Source organism: Actinomadura pelletieri DSM 43383 (assembly GCF_003634705.1).
Taxonomy (GTDB): domain Bacteria; phylum Actinomycetota; class Actinomycetes; order Streptosporangiales; family Streptosporangiaceae; genus Spirillospora; species Spirillospora pelletieri.
Genome location: NZ_RBWU01000008.1, coordinates 384246 through 400828 on the forward strand (window position 1 = coordinate 384246; position 16583 = coordinate 400828).

The window sequence follows — 16583 nt, forward strand, 5'->3', positions numbered from 1 at the left end:
AGTCCCCCTTGTCCAGGTGGTTGCAAACCCTGCTCAACCCGTATTTGGGGCTGTCCATAAGGAAATCTGAGCCGTCGTAGACCAATCGGTCGTCAGGGCGTGAGGGCCCTCTGGATCGCGATCTCCACGGGCGCGGTCGGCTCCTCCGGGTTGAGCGGGACGGTCGGGTGGAGCGGGGGTTGGGCCAGAAATCGGGGCGTCGTGCCGAGGTGGGGCCGGCCCGCGTGGACCAGGAACGGGTGGCAGAGATAGACGTCGCCCGCGCTGCCTGTGGCGAAGGCCGTCGGGCGGTGGGCGGAGGCGGCTTCCGCCTGGGTCGCGAGGGCGACGGCGTCCAGGCCGTCCTCGTGGTGCGGAGCCAGGACGCGGGCGACGTCCCGGTGGGAGCCGACGCGCAGACGGGTGGGGGCGTCGCGTTCGGTGACGTCGGAGAGCAGGAACAGCATCAGGAGCGCGCGGTCCCGGGAGCGGACGTTCGCGCGCCAGGTCAGGTAGTCGGTCGGGCTGGAGTCGGGTCCGGGGAAGCTGACGTCGACGTGCCAGTTGTCCACGACGGAGGGTTCATCGGGGGGAAAGCGGACGACGAAGCCGCCGAGGGACGCGCGGGGCTGCCAGCGGCCCTCGCCGACGAGGGCGTCGAACGCGCCATGGAGGCGCGGGGTGGTGGCGGCGGCGACGAACGGCGGCAGGTCGTAGCCGGGACGGGTGGCGATCGGGCGCGGCCAGGTGGACGGGTCGTCGGGTTCGGCGTCGAGGTCGTTCCAGATGATGGCGCGGCACTGGTCCGCGAGGTCGCGGGGGAACGCCTCCTTGAGGGCGACGAAGCCGTTCTCGATGAAGGCGTTGCGCTGTTCGGCGTCGAGCATGAAGACCACGATGACGGGCGGTGCGCGAAGGACGCGAACCGTTTTCGGGCTGAGTGGTGGGTAGGAGAAGTCTGGCCGCAATGGGGTGTGGCCCTCGTCACATGGGTTGACGATCGTCCCAGTAAGGCCATAGAAGTGCAGCTTTGTTGATGTCCGCGACTGTTGCCGGGTTCAGTGTTTCATGTTCATCTATTTACGGTGATGTCCGGTTGAGACACGCCATCCGTCGATTTCGCCCGCCCACCACCGACGACGCACGCACGCAGCACGCAGCGACAGCGGAGGTCCGGATGCGCAAGGAGACGCTGGAGAGCTTCGTCCTCGGGGACGTTCTCCGGTCGCAGGCGCAGGCCCATCGAACCCAGACGTTTCTCAAGTTCCGGGACGGCGAGATCACCTACGGCGAGGTCGACGCCGCCGCCGACCGGATGGCCCGAGCGCTCGGCGGCGCGGGCATCGGGCGCGGCGACCATGTCGGGCTGATGCTGCCCAACTGCGCCGACTTCGTCCATCTGATCTTCGCGTTGGCGCGGCTGGGCGCCGTGGCCGTCCCCATCAACATCGCGTATCGGGGCGAACTGCTGCGGCATGTGCTGGACAGCTCCGACGCCGGATGGCTCATCGTGGACGGGCCCTACGCCGAGCGGCTCCCCGAGATCGCGGAACGGCTGCCGAAACTGGGCGGGGTCATCGTCCGGGACGCCGCCGAGAACGGCGTGCTGCTGGAACGGCTCGGCAAGCCCGCGCGGGAGCTGGCGTCCCTGCCCCCGGACGGCGACGGCCGTGTGGACGTGCCGGTCGGCTTCGGTGACATGCAGGCGATCATGTACACGTCCGGGACGACGGGCCCGTCCAAGGGCGCGATGGTGCCGCACGCCCTGGCGCTGACCTGCGCCTATGACTCGCTGGACTTCCTGGACCGGTGGGGTAAGACGATCTACTGTCCGCTGCCGCTGTTCCACGCGGCGGCGCTGTGGGACGGGATGCTGTCCGCGCTGCTCGGCGGCGGGTCCATCGCGATCGTCGAGCGGTTCAGCGCGTCGCGGTTCTGGGACGACGTCCGCCGCTTCGACGCCCAGGTCTGTATGAGCGTGTTCTCGATGATCCCGATCCTGCTGAACCGTCCGCCGACGTCCAGGGACAAGGACCACCGGCTGGAGACCTTCTATATGGGCAAGTCCAGCCTGGACGAGCCGATGCGGGAGCGGTTCGGGGTGCGGTCGGTGGAGACGTACACCAGCACGGAGGCCGGGATCGCGACGGGCAGCCCGTACGGGGAGTGGCGGGTCGGGTCGTGCGGGCAGGCGCACGAGGAACGGTTCCAGGTCGCGGTGGTCGACGAGCACGACCGGGAACTCGGCCCGGGTGAGCCGGGGGAGTTGGTGCTGCGGCCGAAGCAGCCGTTCGTCCTCACGACCGGCTACTACGGGAACTGGGAGGCGACCACGCAGTGCTTCCGGAACATGTGGTTCCACACCGGAGATCGGGTATGGCGCGATGACGACGGTTACTTCTACTTCCTTGACCGGATGAAGGACGCGATCCGCCGGCGTGGTGAGAACATCTCCGCCTTCGACCTGGAGACGGAGATCAATCAGCATCCGGCGGTGTTGGAGTGCGCCGCGATCGGCGTGCCCTCGGAACTGGAGGACGAGGACATCAAGGTGTCGATCGTGGTGCAGCCGGACACCGGGCTGGACCCGGAGGAGCTGGTGGCCTACTGCGAGGAGCGGTTGCCACGTTCCATGGTGCCGCGTTACGTCGAGTTCGTGGAGGCGCTCCCGCGCACGCCCACCGACAAGGTCGCCAAGTACAAGCTCCGGGCCCAGGGCGAGCACGGCGTCACCGCGACCACCTGGGACCGGGAGGCGCAGTGAACTGGGACGACACACCGGAACAGGCCGCCTTCCGTGAAGAGGTGCGCGCCTTCGTCCAGGAGAGGTTCCCCGCGTCGTACCGTCCGGCGGAAGACGAGGAGCAGAGCCTCGAACCGGAGGACGTCGCGGGCTACAACTGGCCCGTCGACCGGGTCGCGGACGACCCGGAGCGGCGTGAGGGCGCCCGCGCGTGGGCGGCGGCGCTGGCCGAGCGCGGCTGGATCGCGCCGCACTGGCCGAAGGAGTACGGCGGCGCCGGGTTGTCGGCCATGGAGGAGTTCATCCTGCACGAGGAGATGATGCGGGCGCGGGTGCCGGTCGTGAACGGCATCGGCGCGTTCCTCCTCGGGCCGACCCTGCTGGTGCACGGCACGGACGAGCAGAAGGCCGCCCATCTCCCGGCGATCGCGAAGGGCGAGGCGACCTGGGCGCAGGGCTTCTCCGAACCGGGCTCCGGCTCCGACCTGGCGTCGCTGCGCACCAGGGCAGTCCGGGACGGTGACGAGTACATCGTCGACGGGCAGAAGGTGTGGACGTCCCTCGGCCAGTACGCCGACTGGTTGTTCGTCCTGGTACGCACCGATCCCGACGCCGAACGTCCGCACCGCGGCATCACGTTCCTGCTCGTCGAGGCGAACGCGCCGGGCGTGACGATCCGTCCCATCACCGACATCCGAGGCGCGGCACCGTTCTGCGAGATCTTCTTCGAGGGCGTCCGGGTGCCCGTGGCGAACCGCGTCGGGGACGAGAACCGCGGCTGGTACGTGGCGATGTCCGCGCTCGGCTTCGAACGGGCCGGAATCGGCGCGACGATCAAGTACGAGCAGGCCCTCGCCGAACTCGTCACCTACCTGCGCTCCCCGGACGGACGCCGTTTCGCCCGCACGAGCCCCGCGCTGCGCCAGGAGATCGCCCGCCGCCAGACCGAGATCCGGGTCCTGTACAACCTGGCCCGCTACACCGTGTCGCGGCAGGCCGCGGGTGCCGAGCCCGACTTCGAGGCGTCCATCAACCAGCTCTTCGGCGCCGAACTGCACCAGCGCCTCGCCGCGACGGGCGCCCGCGCGTTTGGCTCGTCGGCCGCGCTGTGGGAACGCGACGGCGCCCCCATGAACGCCCTGTTCACGCACATGCGCAGAGACTCGGTCGCGTCCACCTTCCTCGGCGGCACCACCGAGATCCAGCGGAACGTCATCGCGACCCGAGGCCTGAACCTGCCCCGAAGCTGAACACACCGACCGGTTCATCGACCACGAGGAGGAGCGGAACCCCATGCCAGACGGGAACGCCTACGAGACCGTCGATCTGCGGATCGAGGAACGAGTGGCCTGGCTGACGTTGAACCGGCCGGAGAAGCTCAACGCGCTGACCCCGACGACGATGACGGAACTGCGCGACATCTTCACCCGCGTCGACGACGACGAGGACGTCTGCGTGGTGGTGCTGCGCGGCGCCGGAGAACGCGCGTTCTGCGCCGGAATGGACCTCGGCTGGTCGGAGAAACTGACGCCGCGCGAACGGATCGAGCAGGGACGGCTCGGCGAGAAGACGTTCGCGATGATGGAGCGGCTGTCGGTCCCCGTGATCGCGGCCGTGCACGGGTACGCGGTCGGCGGTGGCCTCGAACTGGCGCTGGCGGCGGACTTCATCGTCGCGTCCGACAACGCGAAGGTCGGCCTCGTCGAGATCACGCTGTCGGCGCGTCCGCCGTACCGGCCGAAGATGACCGAGGACGGTGATCCCGACCAGCCCGAGTTCGGCGGGTCCGCGCCCGGCTGGGGCGGCGTGAAACGGCTGCCGGAACGCATCGGCAAGGCCCGCGCGAAGGAACTGCTGTTCACCGGCGCCCGGATCGACGCCGAACGCGCCTTCAAGCTGGGCCTGGTCAACGACGTGTATCCGGCGGACGAGTTCGACAAGCGGGTCGGTGAGCTGGCCGAACGCATCGCCGCGATGAACCGCTACAACCTGCGTCTCGTCAAGGAACTGGTCACCTACGGCTACGACTGGATCGAGCCGCACCCGAGCTAGGAGGACCCGTGCAGATCTACCGCATCGACCATGTCGCGCAGGTGACCCCCGACCTCGACGCGCAGGTGGCGCTGCTGGAGGGCCTGTTCGGGTTCCGGCGCGTCCGGAGCTGGAACAACCCGGCCGAAGGGGTGCGCGGCACCCGGCTGGAGATCCCCGGCAGTCACGGTCAGGCGTGGGAGGTGGTCGCGCCCGCCGGTGACGACTCCGCGCTCCAGACGTTCCTGGACGACCACGGCGGACGCCCCGGCCTGCACCACGTGGGCGCGGAGGTGCCCGACCTGGAGGCCGTCCGCGCCGAACTCGAAGGACGCGGCATCAAACCGACCGACGGGGGACGCTGGCTGGAGGCGTCACTGAGCCCGCCCGAACACGGCCCCGGCGTCCTGTTCCGCTTCCGCGGCCCCGGCAGCCTCGACATGTGCGGCGACTCCACCGACTCCGTCGCCGAGACGACGACCGTGGACGGGCCGTCCCTCGGCATCGTCGCGCTCGACCACATCTGCCAGGCGTTCCCCGACCGCGACGTCCTCGCCCGCTGGTACCACGACCTCGCCGGTTTCGTGCAGGTGTGGCGGACCGCGGACGACGAACATCCCGACATGGCCGACCTCGTCCTGAACATCCCCGGCTCGTCGATCTGCTGGGAAGTCATCATGCCGCGCGGCGAGGACTCGTTCATCGAACGGTTCTGGGAGCGCAACGGCGCCGCCGCCCACCATGTCACGTTCGAGGTGGCCGACTGGGACGCGGCGCTGGCGGCCTGCGACCACCACGACACGCCGACGTTCGGCGAGAACGAGGGCAGCACGGACGGCGCGGCGTGGAAGGACACGTTCATCCACCCGAAGCACACCGGCGGTGTCCTGGTCCAGTTGTTCTGGGAGGAACGGCCGGGTGTGTGGGTCCGCTCTGACAAGGTGCCGCCGCGATGGACCTGAGCCTCACCGAAGACCAGGAACTGATCGTCTCCACCGCCCGCGAACTCCTGGAGACCCGGGCCGCGACCGCCGGGGCCCGCGCGATGGACGGCGACCGCGCCGGATACTCCGCCGCGCTGTGGAAGGAGATGGTGGACCTCGGCTGGACGGGCCTCGCGTTCCCCGAGGAGCACGGCGGCGTGGGCGGTGACTTCCTCGACGTCTGCCTGCTGTTCGAGCAACTCGGCTACGCCCAGGTCCCGAGCCCGCTGCTGACCTCCGTCGCGTCCTGCGGCATGCCGATCGCCCGGTACGGGACGTCCGAACAAAAGGAGAACTGGCTCAACGCCATCTCTGAAGGCCACATCGCCGCCGCCGCACCGCTCCCTTGGGACCGTCCCGACGAAGGCCCGACAGCGACCCGCGACGGCACCGATTCCGTCCTGAACGGCACCGCGACGTTCGTTCCCTACGCGGCGTCCGCCGAGAACATCCTTGTGGCGGCCCGCCTGGACGGCGAACCACACGCCTTCTGGGTGGACGCCTCGTCGGTGACGATCCGCCCTCTCGAAACGGTCGGCATAGACCGTCCCTGCCACATCGACCTGTCGAACGTCCGCGTCCCTGCCGCCAACGTGCTCAACACGGAAGCCGCCGACGCCATCCCTTTGTTCGGTGCGGCGGCCACCTGCGCCGAAATGGTCGGCGCCGCCCAACGCGTCCTGGACATGACGGTCCAGTACGCGACGGAACGAGAACAGTTCGGCCGTCCCATCGGGTCGTTCCAGGCCGTCCAACACCACTGCGCCGACATGGCCATCGACGTGCTCGGCTCCCGCTTCATCGCCTTCGAGGCCATCTGGCTCCTGTCGGCGAACCGGGACGCGACACAGGAGGTGTCCATGGCCAAGGCGTGGGTGAGCGAGGCGTACGAACGCGTCTGCGCCCTGGGCCACCAGGTGCACGGCGCGATCGGCTTCACCGCCGAACACGACCTGCACCTTTTCTCCCGCCACGCCATGGCCACGTCCCTGGCCTTCGGCGACGGCGACCTCCACTACGAAACCCTCGCCACCACCCTCAACCTCCCCTGACCGCCCCGCTCACGCCACCGAGGTGGCCCCACCATCGGACGACGCGGCGGGGCCGGAAGGGTGGTGGGGCGTGAAACGGAAATCGGATTCGCCGCCCTCTAGGTGAATGGTCAGGGACGCGTCCAGCGCGTCGGCGAGGCGGGTGAGCAAAGGCAGCGTCGGCACCGAGTCGCCGCCCTCGATATTGGAGATCTGCGGCTGAGTCATGCCCGCACGACGAGCCAGCTCGGCCTGGGAAATGCCGAGGGCGACGCGACGGTCATGGACGGCCTGGCCGAGCGCGAGCGCGTGTCCGGCCTCGACGTAGGCGGGGGACTCCTGAACCGTTTCGCCGAGAAGTCTCCTGGTCCGGCGAGTCTTCCACTGGGCGTGATTCACGGCGTCTCCTCCTTGCTCCGATCGTAGGTGTGCTCGGCGAGGCCGTGCTCGGCTTCGCATACCTTCTGCGCCTGCCGTGCTCGTTCGAACTCCGCCTCCTCACGTTGTCGGGTCTTGCGGAACACGGTGAGCAGGACGATCCGTTGCTGCGGGGCGAGCCAGTAGGTGATGCGGACGGAGTTGCCATCCAAAATGAAGCGTAACTCGCGGACCTTGCCGCCGAGGTGACGCGAGTACGGTTCGCCGAGCGTGGTCGGCTGGGACGCGAGCATGTCGGCCGCTCGTTCGGCCTTGTCATAGTGCCGGTCGGTGAGGAGGGACAACCATTGCCGAACCTCCGACTCGATCTCGATGCGCCACAGCATGCTCACGCTCCGATTATACAAAGAAATATATGGCGACGCTCGCTATCGCGCGTTGAAACGCTAGGCGGTGGGTGACGACCCAACCTGGCCGCCTGGGGGCCTTGACCCGGCCGAGAGGCAGCAGCGGACGAAATCTCGCAGGGCGGGGTTGTCTTCTGAGCGGACGGCCCAGGCGACGGCCATGCGGGTGGGGCTGATGCCGGTGCAGGGCCGGTAGGTGATTCCGGGGCGCTGGTAGAAGCTGGCCGAGGACGCCGGGGTGAGACTGATTCCATAGCCGCTGGCGATCGCGGTCAGCCATTCGTCGGAGTTGCGGGCGATGGCCCCGACTCGTGCGTGGTGGTCCTCGCATTCGTCGGCGCCCATCCAGTAGTCCCGCCATGAGCCCGTCGCGGGGGGTGCGGCGACGAACGGCTCGTCTCGCAGGGAACTGAGGGGTATCTGTTCGAGTGCGGCCAGCGGGTGGTCGTCTGTGAGTGCGACCCAGCGAGGCTCGGTGAACAGCACCTCGGTTCGGAACTCTTGTCGCATGGACGAATGCGGTCGGACCAGGGCGACGTCCACCGTGCCGTCGGCGAGCCCGGCTGTCGGGTCGGTCCAGTCGGAGTTGCGCATCTCGATCCGCCAGCCCGGGCGGATTCGTGTGAAGGCTGTGATGATGTGCTGTGTCGCCTCGCCGGCCGCGTTCGCGATGAAGCCGACGCGCAGTGTCCGCTTGTCCTGGCTCGCGGCCCGTTGGGTCTCCCGTAGTACGTCGTCCCAGTCGGATAGGAGCGCGCCGACCCGGGTCGCCAGTATCCGTCCGCCTTCGGTGAGGGTCATTCCGGTCCTCGACCGTTCGAACAGTTCGACGTCCAACTGGTTTTCCAACTGCTTGATTTGTTTGGTCAGAGTCGGTTGTGCCACGTACAGCCGTTCCGCCGCCCGCGTCAGATGCCCCTCTTCTGCCACCGCGGCGAAGTAGCGGAGCAGGCGGGTGTCGATGTCCATGCCGCCAGGCTATGACTACGGCTATTGGACGGCGCAGGGGCACCCTCGCCAGAGTCGGTACAGTGGAAATCGCCTTTATCGTCGTTACCGTCGTCGCCGCGGCGGCGAGCGCGTACTCGACCGTCAACCATTTCGTCCGCCCGGAGTGGATCGTCCGGAACTTCACCGGATACGGCGTCCCCCTGGCCTGGCTTCCCCCGCTGGGGGTCCTCAAGGCCGCGGGGGTGGCCGGTCTTCTGATCGGCCTTGCCTACCGGCCCGTGGCGATCGTCGCCGCGACCGGGCTGGTCGTCTTCTACCTGGGGGCCATCGTCACCGTCATCCGTGCCCGCTTCTACTCCCATATCCCGTACCCCCTTCCCTTCCTTCTGACGGCGGCGGGTTCGCTGGCACTAGGCGCCGTCTCCTGACGCATGGGTTGCGGAGGGAGGTGGTTCGGCGCGTAGCTTCGCCGTATGGATGTGGGCGTGGGGGTCGTTGTCGCGTTGGTGGTGACGTGGGTTCCGGCGCTGGTGTGGTGGCGGTGGCGCGGCCGGGGCGGTGATCTCGGCGGGCCCGCGCGGCGGGCGACGTTCGAGACGCTGCACACCGCGTCGCGGGCGGCGCCCGCGTTCCGGGCCGGGCTGACCGAGCAGGGCGCGCAGAAGGCGGCACGGCATCTGCGGGCGCTGCTCGGCTGCGCCGCGCTCGCGATCACGGACGGGGAACGGCTGCTCGCCTGGGACGGTGAGCACGACCATCACGCGACCGAGGGTCCCCGGCACGCCGAGGAGACGTTCGCGAGCGGCCGTACCCAGGTGCACGACGTGGACTGCGACCGGCTCGACTGCCCGATCCGGCGGGTCGTCGTGGTGCCGCTCGCCACCGACGACCGGGTCGTCGGGACGCTCGCCGCGTACGGGGAGGACGTGCCCGCCGGGCTGATCCGCGCCGCCGAGGAGGTGGCGCAGTGGGTGGACGCGCAACTGGAACTCGCCGAACTCGACCATTCGCGGACGCTGCTGATGGAGGCGGAGATGCGGGCGCTGCGGGCGCAGATCTCGCCGCACTTCATCTACAACTCGCTGACGACGATCGCGTCGTTCGTCCGGTCCGACCCGGAGCGGGCGCGGGAGCTGCTGTTGGAGTTCGCCGGGTTCACCCGGTACTCGTTCCGGCGGCACGGTGACTTCACCACGCTGGCGGAGGAACTGCGGTCCATCGACCGGTACCTGCTGCTCCAGCGCGCCCGGTTCGGGGACCAGTTGCGGGTGACGCTGCGGATCGCGCCGGAGGTGCTGCCGGTCGCGGTGCCGTTCCTGTGCCTCCAGCCGCTGGTGGAGAACGCCGTCCGGCACGGGCTCCAGGACAGGTCGGTGCCCGGCCTCATCACGATCATCGCGGAGGACGCCGGGTCCGACTGTGTGATCAGCGTGGACGACGACGGCATCGGGATGGAGCCCGACGACGTGCGGCGGCTGTTGTCCGGGGAGACGCCCGCGCTCGGTGAACCGGACGGTGACGCGGCCGGAATCGGCCTCGCCAACGTCGATGGACGGCTCCGGCAGGTGTACGGCGACGAGTACGGTCTCGCCGTGGAGACCGGGCCCGGCGCGGGGACGAAGGTGACCGTCCGCGTCCCGAAGTACCGGCCGGGAGTGACCGCGTCCTGAGTCGTCGACCAGGTCCGACCGCGTGCCGGCCCTTGACTCATGGCCGTCCATTTACTGAAATGTGGCGGGCGGCACACGAAGGGCGGGGTTTGTGGTGGGCCTGCGTGTCCTTGCGGTCGATGACGAGGCGCCCGCACTGGACGATCTCGTCCACCTGCTGCGCGCCGACCCGAGAATCGGCGAGATCCACACGGCCAGGGACGGTGCCGCCGCGCTGCGCAAACTCGACCGGGCCCTCGCCGACGGACGTCCCGTCGCCGCCGTGTTCCTCGACATCCGGATGCCCGGCATCGACGGCACCGTCCTCGGCCGGGTCCTCGCGCAGTTCGCCCGCGCGCCACAGATCGTCTACGTCACCGCGTACGAGGGCCATGCCGTCGACGCGTTCGAGATCAAGGCGACGGACTACATCCTCAAGCCGGTACGGCCGGAACGTTTGAACGAGGCGATCAGGCGCGTGACGGAGGCGGCGGAGGACTGGATGGACGACGGGTCGTCCGCGCCGTCCACGCCCGCGTCGCCGTCCTCGACACCGTCGGGGGAGCCGGAGCCGATGCCCGTCGAACTCGGTGGCGTCACCCGGTTCGTCACGCCCGCCGAGGTGCTGTACGTCGAGGCGCAGGGCGACTACGCGCGGCTGCACACGTCCGGCGGCAGCCATCTGGTGCGGATTCCGCTGGCCGCGTTGAACGAGCGGTGGAGCGGCGCCGGGTTCGTGCGGGTGCATCGCAGTCACCTCGTCGCCCTGTCGGCGATCAAGGAGCTGCGGTTGGACTCGGGACGCTGCACGGTGCTGGTCGGTGGCACGGAGTTGCCGGTGAGCCGCAGACACGTCCGGGAGTTGCGTGACCTGCTGGTCCGCAGGGCGAGGCGATCCTCCTGAGCCCCGGCGAGCGGCCCGGCGCCGAACGCCCCGCGCGTGACATGCCGCAGCGGGTGCTGGTGACCGGGCCGCGGACGCGTGCCGTCCGCCGTCCCCGCTACCCCGTCACGCGGGAGATCGACGAGCAGACCGGGCTCGGCGAGGCGTACATGCGTTCGCTGGTCCGCACCCAGTTGCGGCTCGCGGTGCGGCTGTGCGCGGTCCTCGCGGTGGTGGTGGCGGGGCTGCCGCTGCTGTTCGCGATGGTCCCGGCGGTCCGCGAGCAGGAGGTCTTCGGGGTGCCGCTGCCGTGGGTGGTGCTCGGCGGGCTGATCTACCCGTGGTTCGTCGGCTGCGGCTGGTGGTACGTCCGGCAGGCCGAACGCAACGAGGCCGACTTCGCCGAACTCGTCGACCGGTCGCCCTCCGCCGGTGACCGCGCGGACGACCCGTGAGCGCCGCGTACGGGGTCGCGGGCGTCGTGCTGGTCGTCGTCGCGACCGTGCTCATCGGGGTGCTCGGCGTCCGGTTCTCCCGGACGACGTCGGACTTCTACGTCGCGTCCAGGACGGTGACGCCGCTGCGGAACGCGTCGGCGATCGGCGGCGAGTACCTGTCGGCCGCGTCGTTCCTCGGCATCGCGGGCCTGATCCTCGTCTACGGCGCCGACATGCTGTGGCTTCCCGTCGGCTGGACCGGCGGGTACCTCGTCCTGCTCGTGCTGGTGTCGGCGCCGTTGCGGCGCTCCGGCGCGTACACGTTGCCGGACTTCGCGGAGGCGCGGCTGGAGTCGATGGCGGTGCGGCGCGTCGCGTCCGTCCTCGTCGTGCTGATCAGTTGGCTGTACCTGCTGCCGCAGTTTCAGAGCGCCGGGCTGGTGCTGCGGACGGTCACGGGCGCCCCGGTGTGGACGGGCGGCGTCCTCGTCGCGGTGGTCGTCGCCGTCAACGTCCTCGTCGGTGGGATGCGCAGTGTCACGCTCGTCCAGGCGTTCCAGTACTGGATGAAGCTCACGGCGCTGACCGTTCCGCTCATCTTCCTGCTGCTGGCGTGGCGGTACGACGGCGCACCCGGTCTGGCGTCGGACACCCCGCCGATGTTCGACGAACGCACGACCGTGTCGGTCGGGATGGGCGTCACCGTGGACGTCACCGCGCCTGTACAGGTCGTCGTCGACGGACGGGTCGACGGCCGTACCTACGAACACACCCCGCTCACACTGAACACCGGGCAGCATCACTTCGACCAGGACACGTCCGTCACCTTTCCCGGCGGCGCCGCCGTCCCGCACGTCACCGGCAGGCCAGCCACCACCGACCGGGAATGGGCGCTGCCGCTCGACGGTCGAGAACACTCCCTCTACGCCACGTACTCGCTGATCCTCGCCACGTTCCTCGGAACGATGGGGCTCCCGCACGTCCTCGTCCGCTTCTACACCAACCCCGACGGGCGTGCCGCGCGCCGCACGACCGTGCTGGTCCTGTCGCTGCTCGGCGCGTTCTACCTGTTCCCCGCCCTGTACGGGGTGCTCGGACGCTTGTACACGCCCGAGCTGCTGATGACGGGACGGGCCGACGCCGTCGTCCTCACCCTCCCCGGGCGGCTCATCGGCGGTGTCGGCGGCGACCTGCTCGGCGCGCTCGTGACGGGCGGCGCGGTCGCGGCGTTCCTGTCGACGTCGTCGGGGATCACCGTGTCCGTCGCCGGGGTGCTGGCGCAGGACATCCTGCGCGGCGGCGTCCGCTCGTTCCGCGCCGGGACGCTGATCGCGCTCGCCGTGCCGCTCGCCCTGGCCATCGCGGCCCGGCACCTCGCGGTCGCCGACGTCGTCGGGCTCGCGTTCGCGGTCGCCGCGTCCACGTTCTGCCCGCTGCTCGTCCTCGGCGTGTGGTGGCGGCGGCTGACCGTGCCGGGCGCGTTCGCCGGGCTCACCGCGGGTGGCCTGCTCGCGGGCACCGCCGTCATCGTCACGATCGCGACCGGGCCACCGGGCGGCGCCCTCGGCGCGATGCTCGCGGAACCCGCCGCCTGGACGGTCCCCGTCGCGTTCACCGTCATGATCGTCGTGTCGTGGTGCACGCCGGGACGCGTTCCGCCCGGGGTGGCCCGGATGATGGTGCGCCTGCACACCCCTGAGACGTTGGACGTCGACCGTGGCACCTGGCGTCCGAAGAGGGTCTGACCGTTCGTCGCGCGAAATGGACCGTTCACCGACACGGCCCGCAGACCGCCGACGATGAACGGCAGCTGACCGCACCTCACGGCCAGTCCTCTTCGCCCGTCCGGCACACCCTCCTTACCGTGGCGCGTGACTACCGTCACAACAGAGGAGGGGCGGTCGTGTCCGTCGATAAGAGTGCTTCCGGCACCGTCTATGAACGGTTCCAGGGCAACACGGAATTCCAGGAACTCCGGCGGAGATTCCGCCGCTTCGTCTTCCCCATGACCGCGGCATTCCTCAGCTGGTACCTGCTCTACGTCGTCCTGTCCGGGTGGGCGCGGGGCTTCATGGGAACCGAACTGGTCGGCTCCATCAATGTGGCGCTGGTGTTCGGCCTCCTCCAGTTCCTGTCGACGTTCATCATCGCGTGGCTGTACGCGCGGCACGCCGACCGCAAACTCGACCCGGTCGCCGCCAGGCTCCGCACCGCGATCGAGGCCGACGACTCCGGTGCGCCCGAGACCGCGGAGGAGGCCCGATGAGCAACGAGACCCTCTCGATCATCCTTTTCCTGGGATTCATCGCCGCCACACTCGCGATCACCGTATGGGCGAGTCGGCACACCAAGGACGCCACCGACTTCTACGCGGGCGGACGGTCCTTCACCGGCGTCCAGAACGGTCTCGCGATCGGCGGCGACTACATGTCCGCCGCGTCCTTCCTCGGCATCGCCGGACTGATCGCCCTCTACGGCTATGACGGGTTCCTCTACTCGATCGGGTTCCTCGTCGCGTGGCTGGTGGCGCTGCTGCTGGTCGCGGAGCTGCTGCGGAACTCGGGTCGGTTCACGATGGCGGACGTGCTGGCGTTCCGGATGAGTCCCCGTCCCGTCCGCACCGCCGCCGGTGTCTCCACCATCGTCGTGTCGATCTTCTACCTGCTGGCGCAGATGGTCGGCGCGGGCGCCCTGGTCGCGCTGCTGTTCGGCTTCACCAGCGAGTTCGCCAAGGGCGCCACGATCGCGCTGGTCGGCGTCCTCATGATCGTGTACGTGGTGTTCGGCGGGATGAAGGGCACCACCTGGGTCCAGATCGTCAAGGCCGTCCTGCTGATGACGGGCGCGGTCCTCGTCGCGGTCCTGGTGATGGGCGAGTTCGGCTTCAACCTGTCGTCCCTGCTCAACGACGCCGCCGAGCAGAGCGGCAAGGGCGACAAGTTCCTGGAGCCCGGACTGCGCTACGGCACCGACGAACAGGGCCTGGAAGGCAAGCTCGACCTGATCAGCCTCGGGCTCGCGCTCGTCCTCGGCACCGCCGGGCTGCCGCACATCCTGATCCGCTTCTACACCGTCCCGACCTCCCGCGACGCCCGCAAGTCGGTGCTGTGGGGCATCGGCATCATCGGCGGCTTCTACCTGATCAGCCTCGTCCTCGGCTTCGGCGCCGCCGCGCTCGTCGGCAGCAAGGAGATCGCGAAGGAGAACCCGGCGGGCAACACCGCCGCGCCGCAGCTCGCCGAGAAGATCGGAGACATCGTCTTCGGCGACGCGGGCGGCACGATCCTTCTCGCCGTCATCGCCGCGGTCGCGTTCGCGACGATCCTCGCCGTCGTGTCCGGCCTCACCCTGGCCTCGTCGTCGTCCTTCGCCCACGACCTGTACGCGCACGTCATCCGCAAGGGCAAGGCCACCGAACGGGACGAGGTGCGCGTCGCCCGGATCTCCGCGTTCGTCATCGGCGCCGTCGCGATCGTCCTCGGCATCTACGCCCAGCGGCTCAACGTCGCGTTCCTCGTCGCCCTGGCGTTCGCGATGGCGGCGTCCGGGAACCTGCCCGCGATCCTCTACAGCCTGTTCTGGAAGAGGTTCAACACCGCGGGCGCCGTCGCCGCCATCTACGGCGGCCTCGGCTCGGCGATGTTCCTCGTGACCTTCTCCCCGGTCGTGTCCGGTTCCGACAAGGCCCTGTTCACCGACGTGGACTTCAGCTGGTTCCCGCTGAGCAACCCGGGGATCATCTCCATCCCGTTCGGGTTCCTGTGCGGCTGGCTCGGCGCGATCCTCAGCAAGGAGCACAACGCCGAGAAGTACGCCGAGATCGAGGTCCGCTCCCTCACCGGAGCGGGCGCGGAGTCCGCCACCCACCATTGAGCCTTTTCCGTCCAGCGTGTGCCCCGAGCCCTCCTCCCCAAGGCTCGGGGGACGCTAAGGCTCAATGACCCGCCGCGCGGGGCGCCGTCGCCCGGTCCCGCACGGCACGCGGCCCGTCCCGCCCACCCGGGACGGGCCGCACCAGCGTCCCCCGGCGTGCAGCGGACGCCGGGGGACGCTCCCCGCTCAGTGGACGGTGACGGGCGCGGGGTCCGCGAAGGCACGGTCCGACAGTCGGCGCCGCCGCTGGTAGGCGAGGGCCGCCTTGGCCAGCGCCACGGCCCACAGCGGCCACAGGAGATGCGGCAGGCCGACCAGCGGGGTCTCTCTCAGCTCGCGCCACTCCTCGGCGTCCGCGCCGATCGCGCCGACGATGATGGCGCGCGACGCCGCAAGGATCAGCGCGGAGACGATGAGCGCGGGAACGACCGCGAGGTCCACCGGGACGCGGCGGCCGGACAGTCCCATCATCCAGCGGGGGAACCGCTCACCCCACGGCCGGGTCAGTCCCCAGGTGAGGACCGCGCCCCCGATGGACATGACGGCGAGGCCGAAGGCCGCGATCCGGAACTCCGAGCCGAAGTCGGGGCTGCGGAAGCCGGGCGCCTCCACGACCATCAGCAGCCGCGTCACGGCGTACGCCAGCGGCGCCTCCATCGCGATGCGGGTCCACCGCCTGGTCCGTTCGGTCGCGTCGGCCACGGCGGCGGGATCGTACGCCGTGCTCTCGGGCGCGGCGGTGGCGGACGAGGCCCGCAGGGCGCGCAGCAGGGCGATGATGCCCGCCGCCACGGCGACCTGCGTCGCTAGCCCCGGGGAGGTGAGGTCGCCCAGCGGATCGGTGTCGCCGGTGAGGAGGAGAACGATCACCATCGGCAGGTACCCGAGCAGCATCAGCAGGGTGTGGTCGAGGCCGAGGAGGGCCACGACCGAGGCGGCGACGTATACCACGCGCCTGTGCCGATGGAGCCATGTGGACGGCGGACCCGTCAGCGCCCGGCCCGCCACCAGGAAGGCGAACGCGGCGAGCAGGCACCAGCCACCGGCGACCGCCCCACCGAACGGCTCGAAGGACTGACCGAAGTTGTCGTCCGCGTCCGCCAACGGATGTGGCCCACCGGACACGAGGGCGCCCACGGTGCTCCCGACGAGCGCGAGTGGAGCGAGCAGGACGAACAAGCCGTCGCGAAGTCTCATCATGTGTTCGATGCTCGCGATCCGGGCCCCCGCGGCGGCTC

General features: G+C 69.8%; 17 protein-coding genes. 12 read left to right on the forward strand and 5 right to left on the reverse strand.

Annotated elements, in window-relative coordinates; all coding sequences use genetic code 11:
• Positions 1–92: 92 nt before the first annotated feature.
• The gene (locus tag BZB76_RS32435) at positions 93–866 is read right to left on the reverse strand and encodes a phytanoyl-CoA dioxygenase family protein (protein WP_121438368.1); all 774 of its coding nucleotides are present in this window, start codon (positions 864–866) and stop codon (positions 93–95) included.
• A gap of 290 nt (positions 867–1156) precedes the next feature.
• Between BZB76_RS32435 and BZB76_RS32440 the strand changes: the two genes are divergently transcribed.
• From BZB76_RS32440 to BZB76_RS32460, 5 genes are read left to right on the forward strand one after another with little or no spacing between them, the layout of a single operon-like run.
• Entirely contained in the window at positions 1157–2743 is a 1587-nt protein-coding gene (locus BZB76_RS32440) for an AMP-binding protein (RefSeq protein WP_121438239.1), read from the forward strand.
• Positions 2740–3972, forward strand: a complete 1233-nt coding sequence (locus tag BZB76_RS32445; protein WP_121438240.1) for an acyl-CoA dehydrogenase family protein — start codon at positions 2740–2742, stop codon at positions 3970–3972. Before BZB76_RS32440 ends, BZB76_RS32445 begins: the two co-directional genes overlap by 4 nt.
• A 43-nt stretch (positions 3973–4015) precedes the next feature.
• Positions 4016–4774 (forward strand): enoyl-CoA hydratase/isomerase family protein, encoded by a 759-nt coding sequence (locus BZB76_RS32450; protein ID WP_121438241.1) that lies wholly within the window; start codon positions 4016–4018, stop codon positions 4772–4774.
• Between the two features lie 8 nt (positions 4775–4782).
• Positions 4783–5715 carry a VOC family protein gene (locus BZB76_RS32455; protein WP_121438242.1) on the forward strand — a complete coding sequence of 311 codons (933 nt, stop codon included), beginning with the start codon at positions 4783–4785 and terminating at the stop codon, positions 5713–5715.
• A complete protein-coding gene (locus BZB76_RS32460) occupies positions 5706–6788 on the forward strand; it encodes an acyl-CoA dehydrogenase family protein (protein ID WP_121438243.1) in 1083 nt (360 codons plus the stop codon). The genes BZB76_RS32455 and BZB76_RS32460 overlap by 10 nt, the downstream gene beginning before the upstream one ends.
• A 9-nt stretch (positions 6789–6797) precedes the next feature.
• On the opposite strand, the gene BZB76_RS32465 is transcribed toward BZB76_RS32460, so the two are convergent.
• The 3 genes from BZB76_RS32465 to BZB76_RS32475 are packed head-to-tail and all read right to left on the reverse strand — an operon-like array spanning position 6798 to position 8521.
• Complete coding sequence (locus tag BZB76_RS32465) at positions 6798–7166, reverse strand: helix-turn-helix domain-containing protein (protein ID WP_121438244.1); 369 nt, start codon at positions 7164–7166, stop codon at positions 6798–6800.
• Complete coding sequence (locus tag BZB76_RS32470; RefSeq protein ID WP_211343328.1) at positions 7163–7531, reverse strand: type II toxin-antitoxin system RelE/ParE family toxin; 369 nt, start codon at positions 7529–7531, stop codon at positions 7163–7165. Before BZB76_RS32470 ends, BZB76_RS32465 begins: the two co-directional genes overlap by 4 nt.
• Positions 7532–7591: 60 nt before the next feature.
• Positions 7592–8521: a LysR family transcriptional regulator gene (locus BZB76_RS32475; RefSeq protein WP_121438246.1), complete on the reverse strand. Its 930-nt coding sequence runs from the start codon at positions 8519–8521 to the stop codon at positions 7592–7594.
• 62 nt (positions 8522–8583) lie between these two features.
• On the opposite strand from BZB76_RS32475, the gene BZB76_RS32480 reads away from it, so the two are divergent.
• The 7 genes from BZB76_RS32480 to BZB76_RS32510 all read left to right on the forward strand — a co-directional run bounded on the left by BZB76_RS32480 (position 8584) and on the right by BZB76_RS32510 (position 15345).
• A complete protein-coding gene (locus BZB76_RS32480) occupies positions 8584–8931 on the forward strand; it encodes a DoxX family protein (RefSeq protein ID WP_121438247.1) in 348 nt (115 codons plus the stop codon).
• Positions 8932–8976: 45 nt separating this feature from the next.
• The gene (locus BZB76_RS32485) at positions 8977–10173 is read left to right on the forward strand and encodes a histidine kinase (RefSeq protein WP_121438248.1); all 1197 of its coding nucleotides are present in this window, start codon (positions 8977–8979) and stop codon (positions 10171–10173) included.
• A gap of 91 nt (positions 10174–10264) precedes the next feature.
• On the forward strand, positions 10265–11056 hold the full coding sequence (locus BZB76_RS32490; RefSeq protein WP_121438249.1) for a LytR/AlgR family response regulator transcription factor: 792 nt from the start codon (positions 10265–10267) through the stop codon (positions 11054–11056).
• Positions 11057–11097: 41 nt separating this feature from the next.
• Positions 11098–11490 carry a DUF485 domain-containing protein gene (locus tag BZB76_RS32495; protein WP_121438250.1) on the forward strand — a complete coding sequence of 131 codons (393 nt, stop codon included), beginning with the start codon at positions 11098–11100 and terminating at the stop codon, positions 11488–11490.
• Positions 11487–13217, forward strand: a complete 1731-nt coding sequence (locus tag BZB76_RS32500) for a sodium/solute symporter (RefSeq protein ID WP_121438251.1) — start codon at positions 11487–11489, stop codon at positions 13215–13217. The genes BZB76_RS32495 and BZB76_RS32500 overlap by 4 nt, the downstream gene beginning before the upstream one ends.
• Before the next feature lie 158 nt (positions 13218–13375).
• A complete protein-coding gene (locus tag BZB76_RS32505) occupies positions 13376–13738 on the forward strand; it encodes a DUF485 domain-containing protein (protein WP_121438252.1) in 363 nt (120 codons plus the stop codon).
• Complete coding sequence (locus BZB76_RS32510) at positions 13735–15345, forward strand: solute symporter family protein (RefSeq protein ID WP_121438253.1); 1611 nt, start codon at positions 13735–13737, stop codon at positions 15343–15345. Before BZB76_RS32505 ends, BZB76_RS32510 begins: the two co-directional genes overlap by 4 nt.
• 186 nt (positions 15346–15531) lie before the next feature.
• On the opposite strand, the gene BZB76_RS32515 is transcribed toward BZB76_RS32510, so the two are convergent.
• Positions 15532–16545, reverse strand: a complete 1014-nt coding sequence (locus BZB76_RS32515) for a hypothetical protein (protein ID WP_121438254.1) — start codon at positions 16543–16545, stop codon at positions 15532–15534.
• Positions 16546–16583 lie beyond the last annotated feature (38 nt).

Coding starts and splice junctions, on each gene's coding strand:
- BZB76_RS32470 (WP_211343328.1), bottom strand. CDS start 7,531: ATGCTGTGGCGCATCGAGATCGAGTCGGAGGTTCGGCAATGGTTGTCC.
- BZB76_RS32510 (WP_121438253.1), top strand. CDS start 13,735: ATGAGCAACGAGACCCTCTCGATCATCCTTTTCCTGGGATTCATCGCC.
- BZB76_RS32495 (WP_121438250.1), top strand. CDS start 11,098: ATGCCGCAGCGGGTGCTGGTGACCGGGCCGCGGACGCGTGCCGTCCGC.
- BZB76_RS32460 (WP_121438243.1), top strand. CDS start 5,706: ATGGACCTGAGCCTCACCGAAGACCAGGAACTGATCGTCTCCACCGCC.
- BZB76_RS32440 (WP_121438239.1), top strand. CDS start 1,157: ATGCGCAAGGAGACGCTGGAGAGCTTCGTCCTCGGGGACGTTCTCCGG.
- BZB76_RS32485 (WP_121438248.1), top strand. CDS start 8,977: ATGGATGTGGGCGTGGGGGTCGTTGTCGCGTTGGTGGTGACGTGGGTT.
- BZB76_RS32435 (WP_121438368.1), bottom strand. CDS start 866: ATGCTCGACGCCGAACAGCGCAACGCCTTCATCGAGAACGGCTTCGTC.
- BZB76_RS32450 (WP_121438241.1), top strand. CDS start 4,016: ATGCCAGACGGGAACGCCTACGAGACCGTCGATCTGCGGATCGAGGAA.
- BZB76_RS32475 (WP_121438246.1), bottom strand. CDS start 8,521: ATGGACATCGACACCCGCCTGCTCCGCTACTTCGCCGCGGTGGCAGAA.
- BZB76_RS32515 (WP_121438254.1), bottom strand. CDS start 16,545: ATGATGAGACTTCGCGACGGCTTGTTCGTCCTGCTCGCTCCACTCGCG.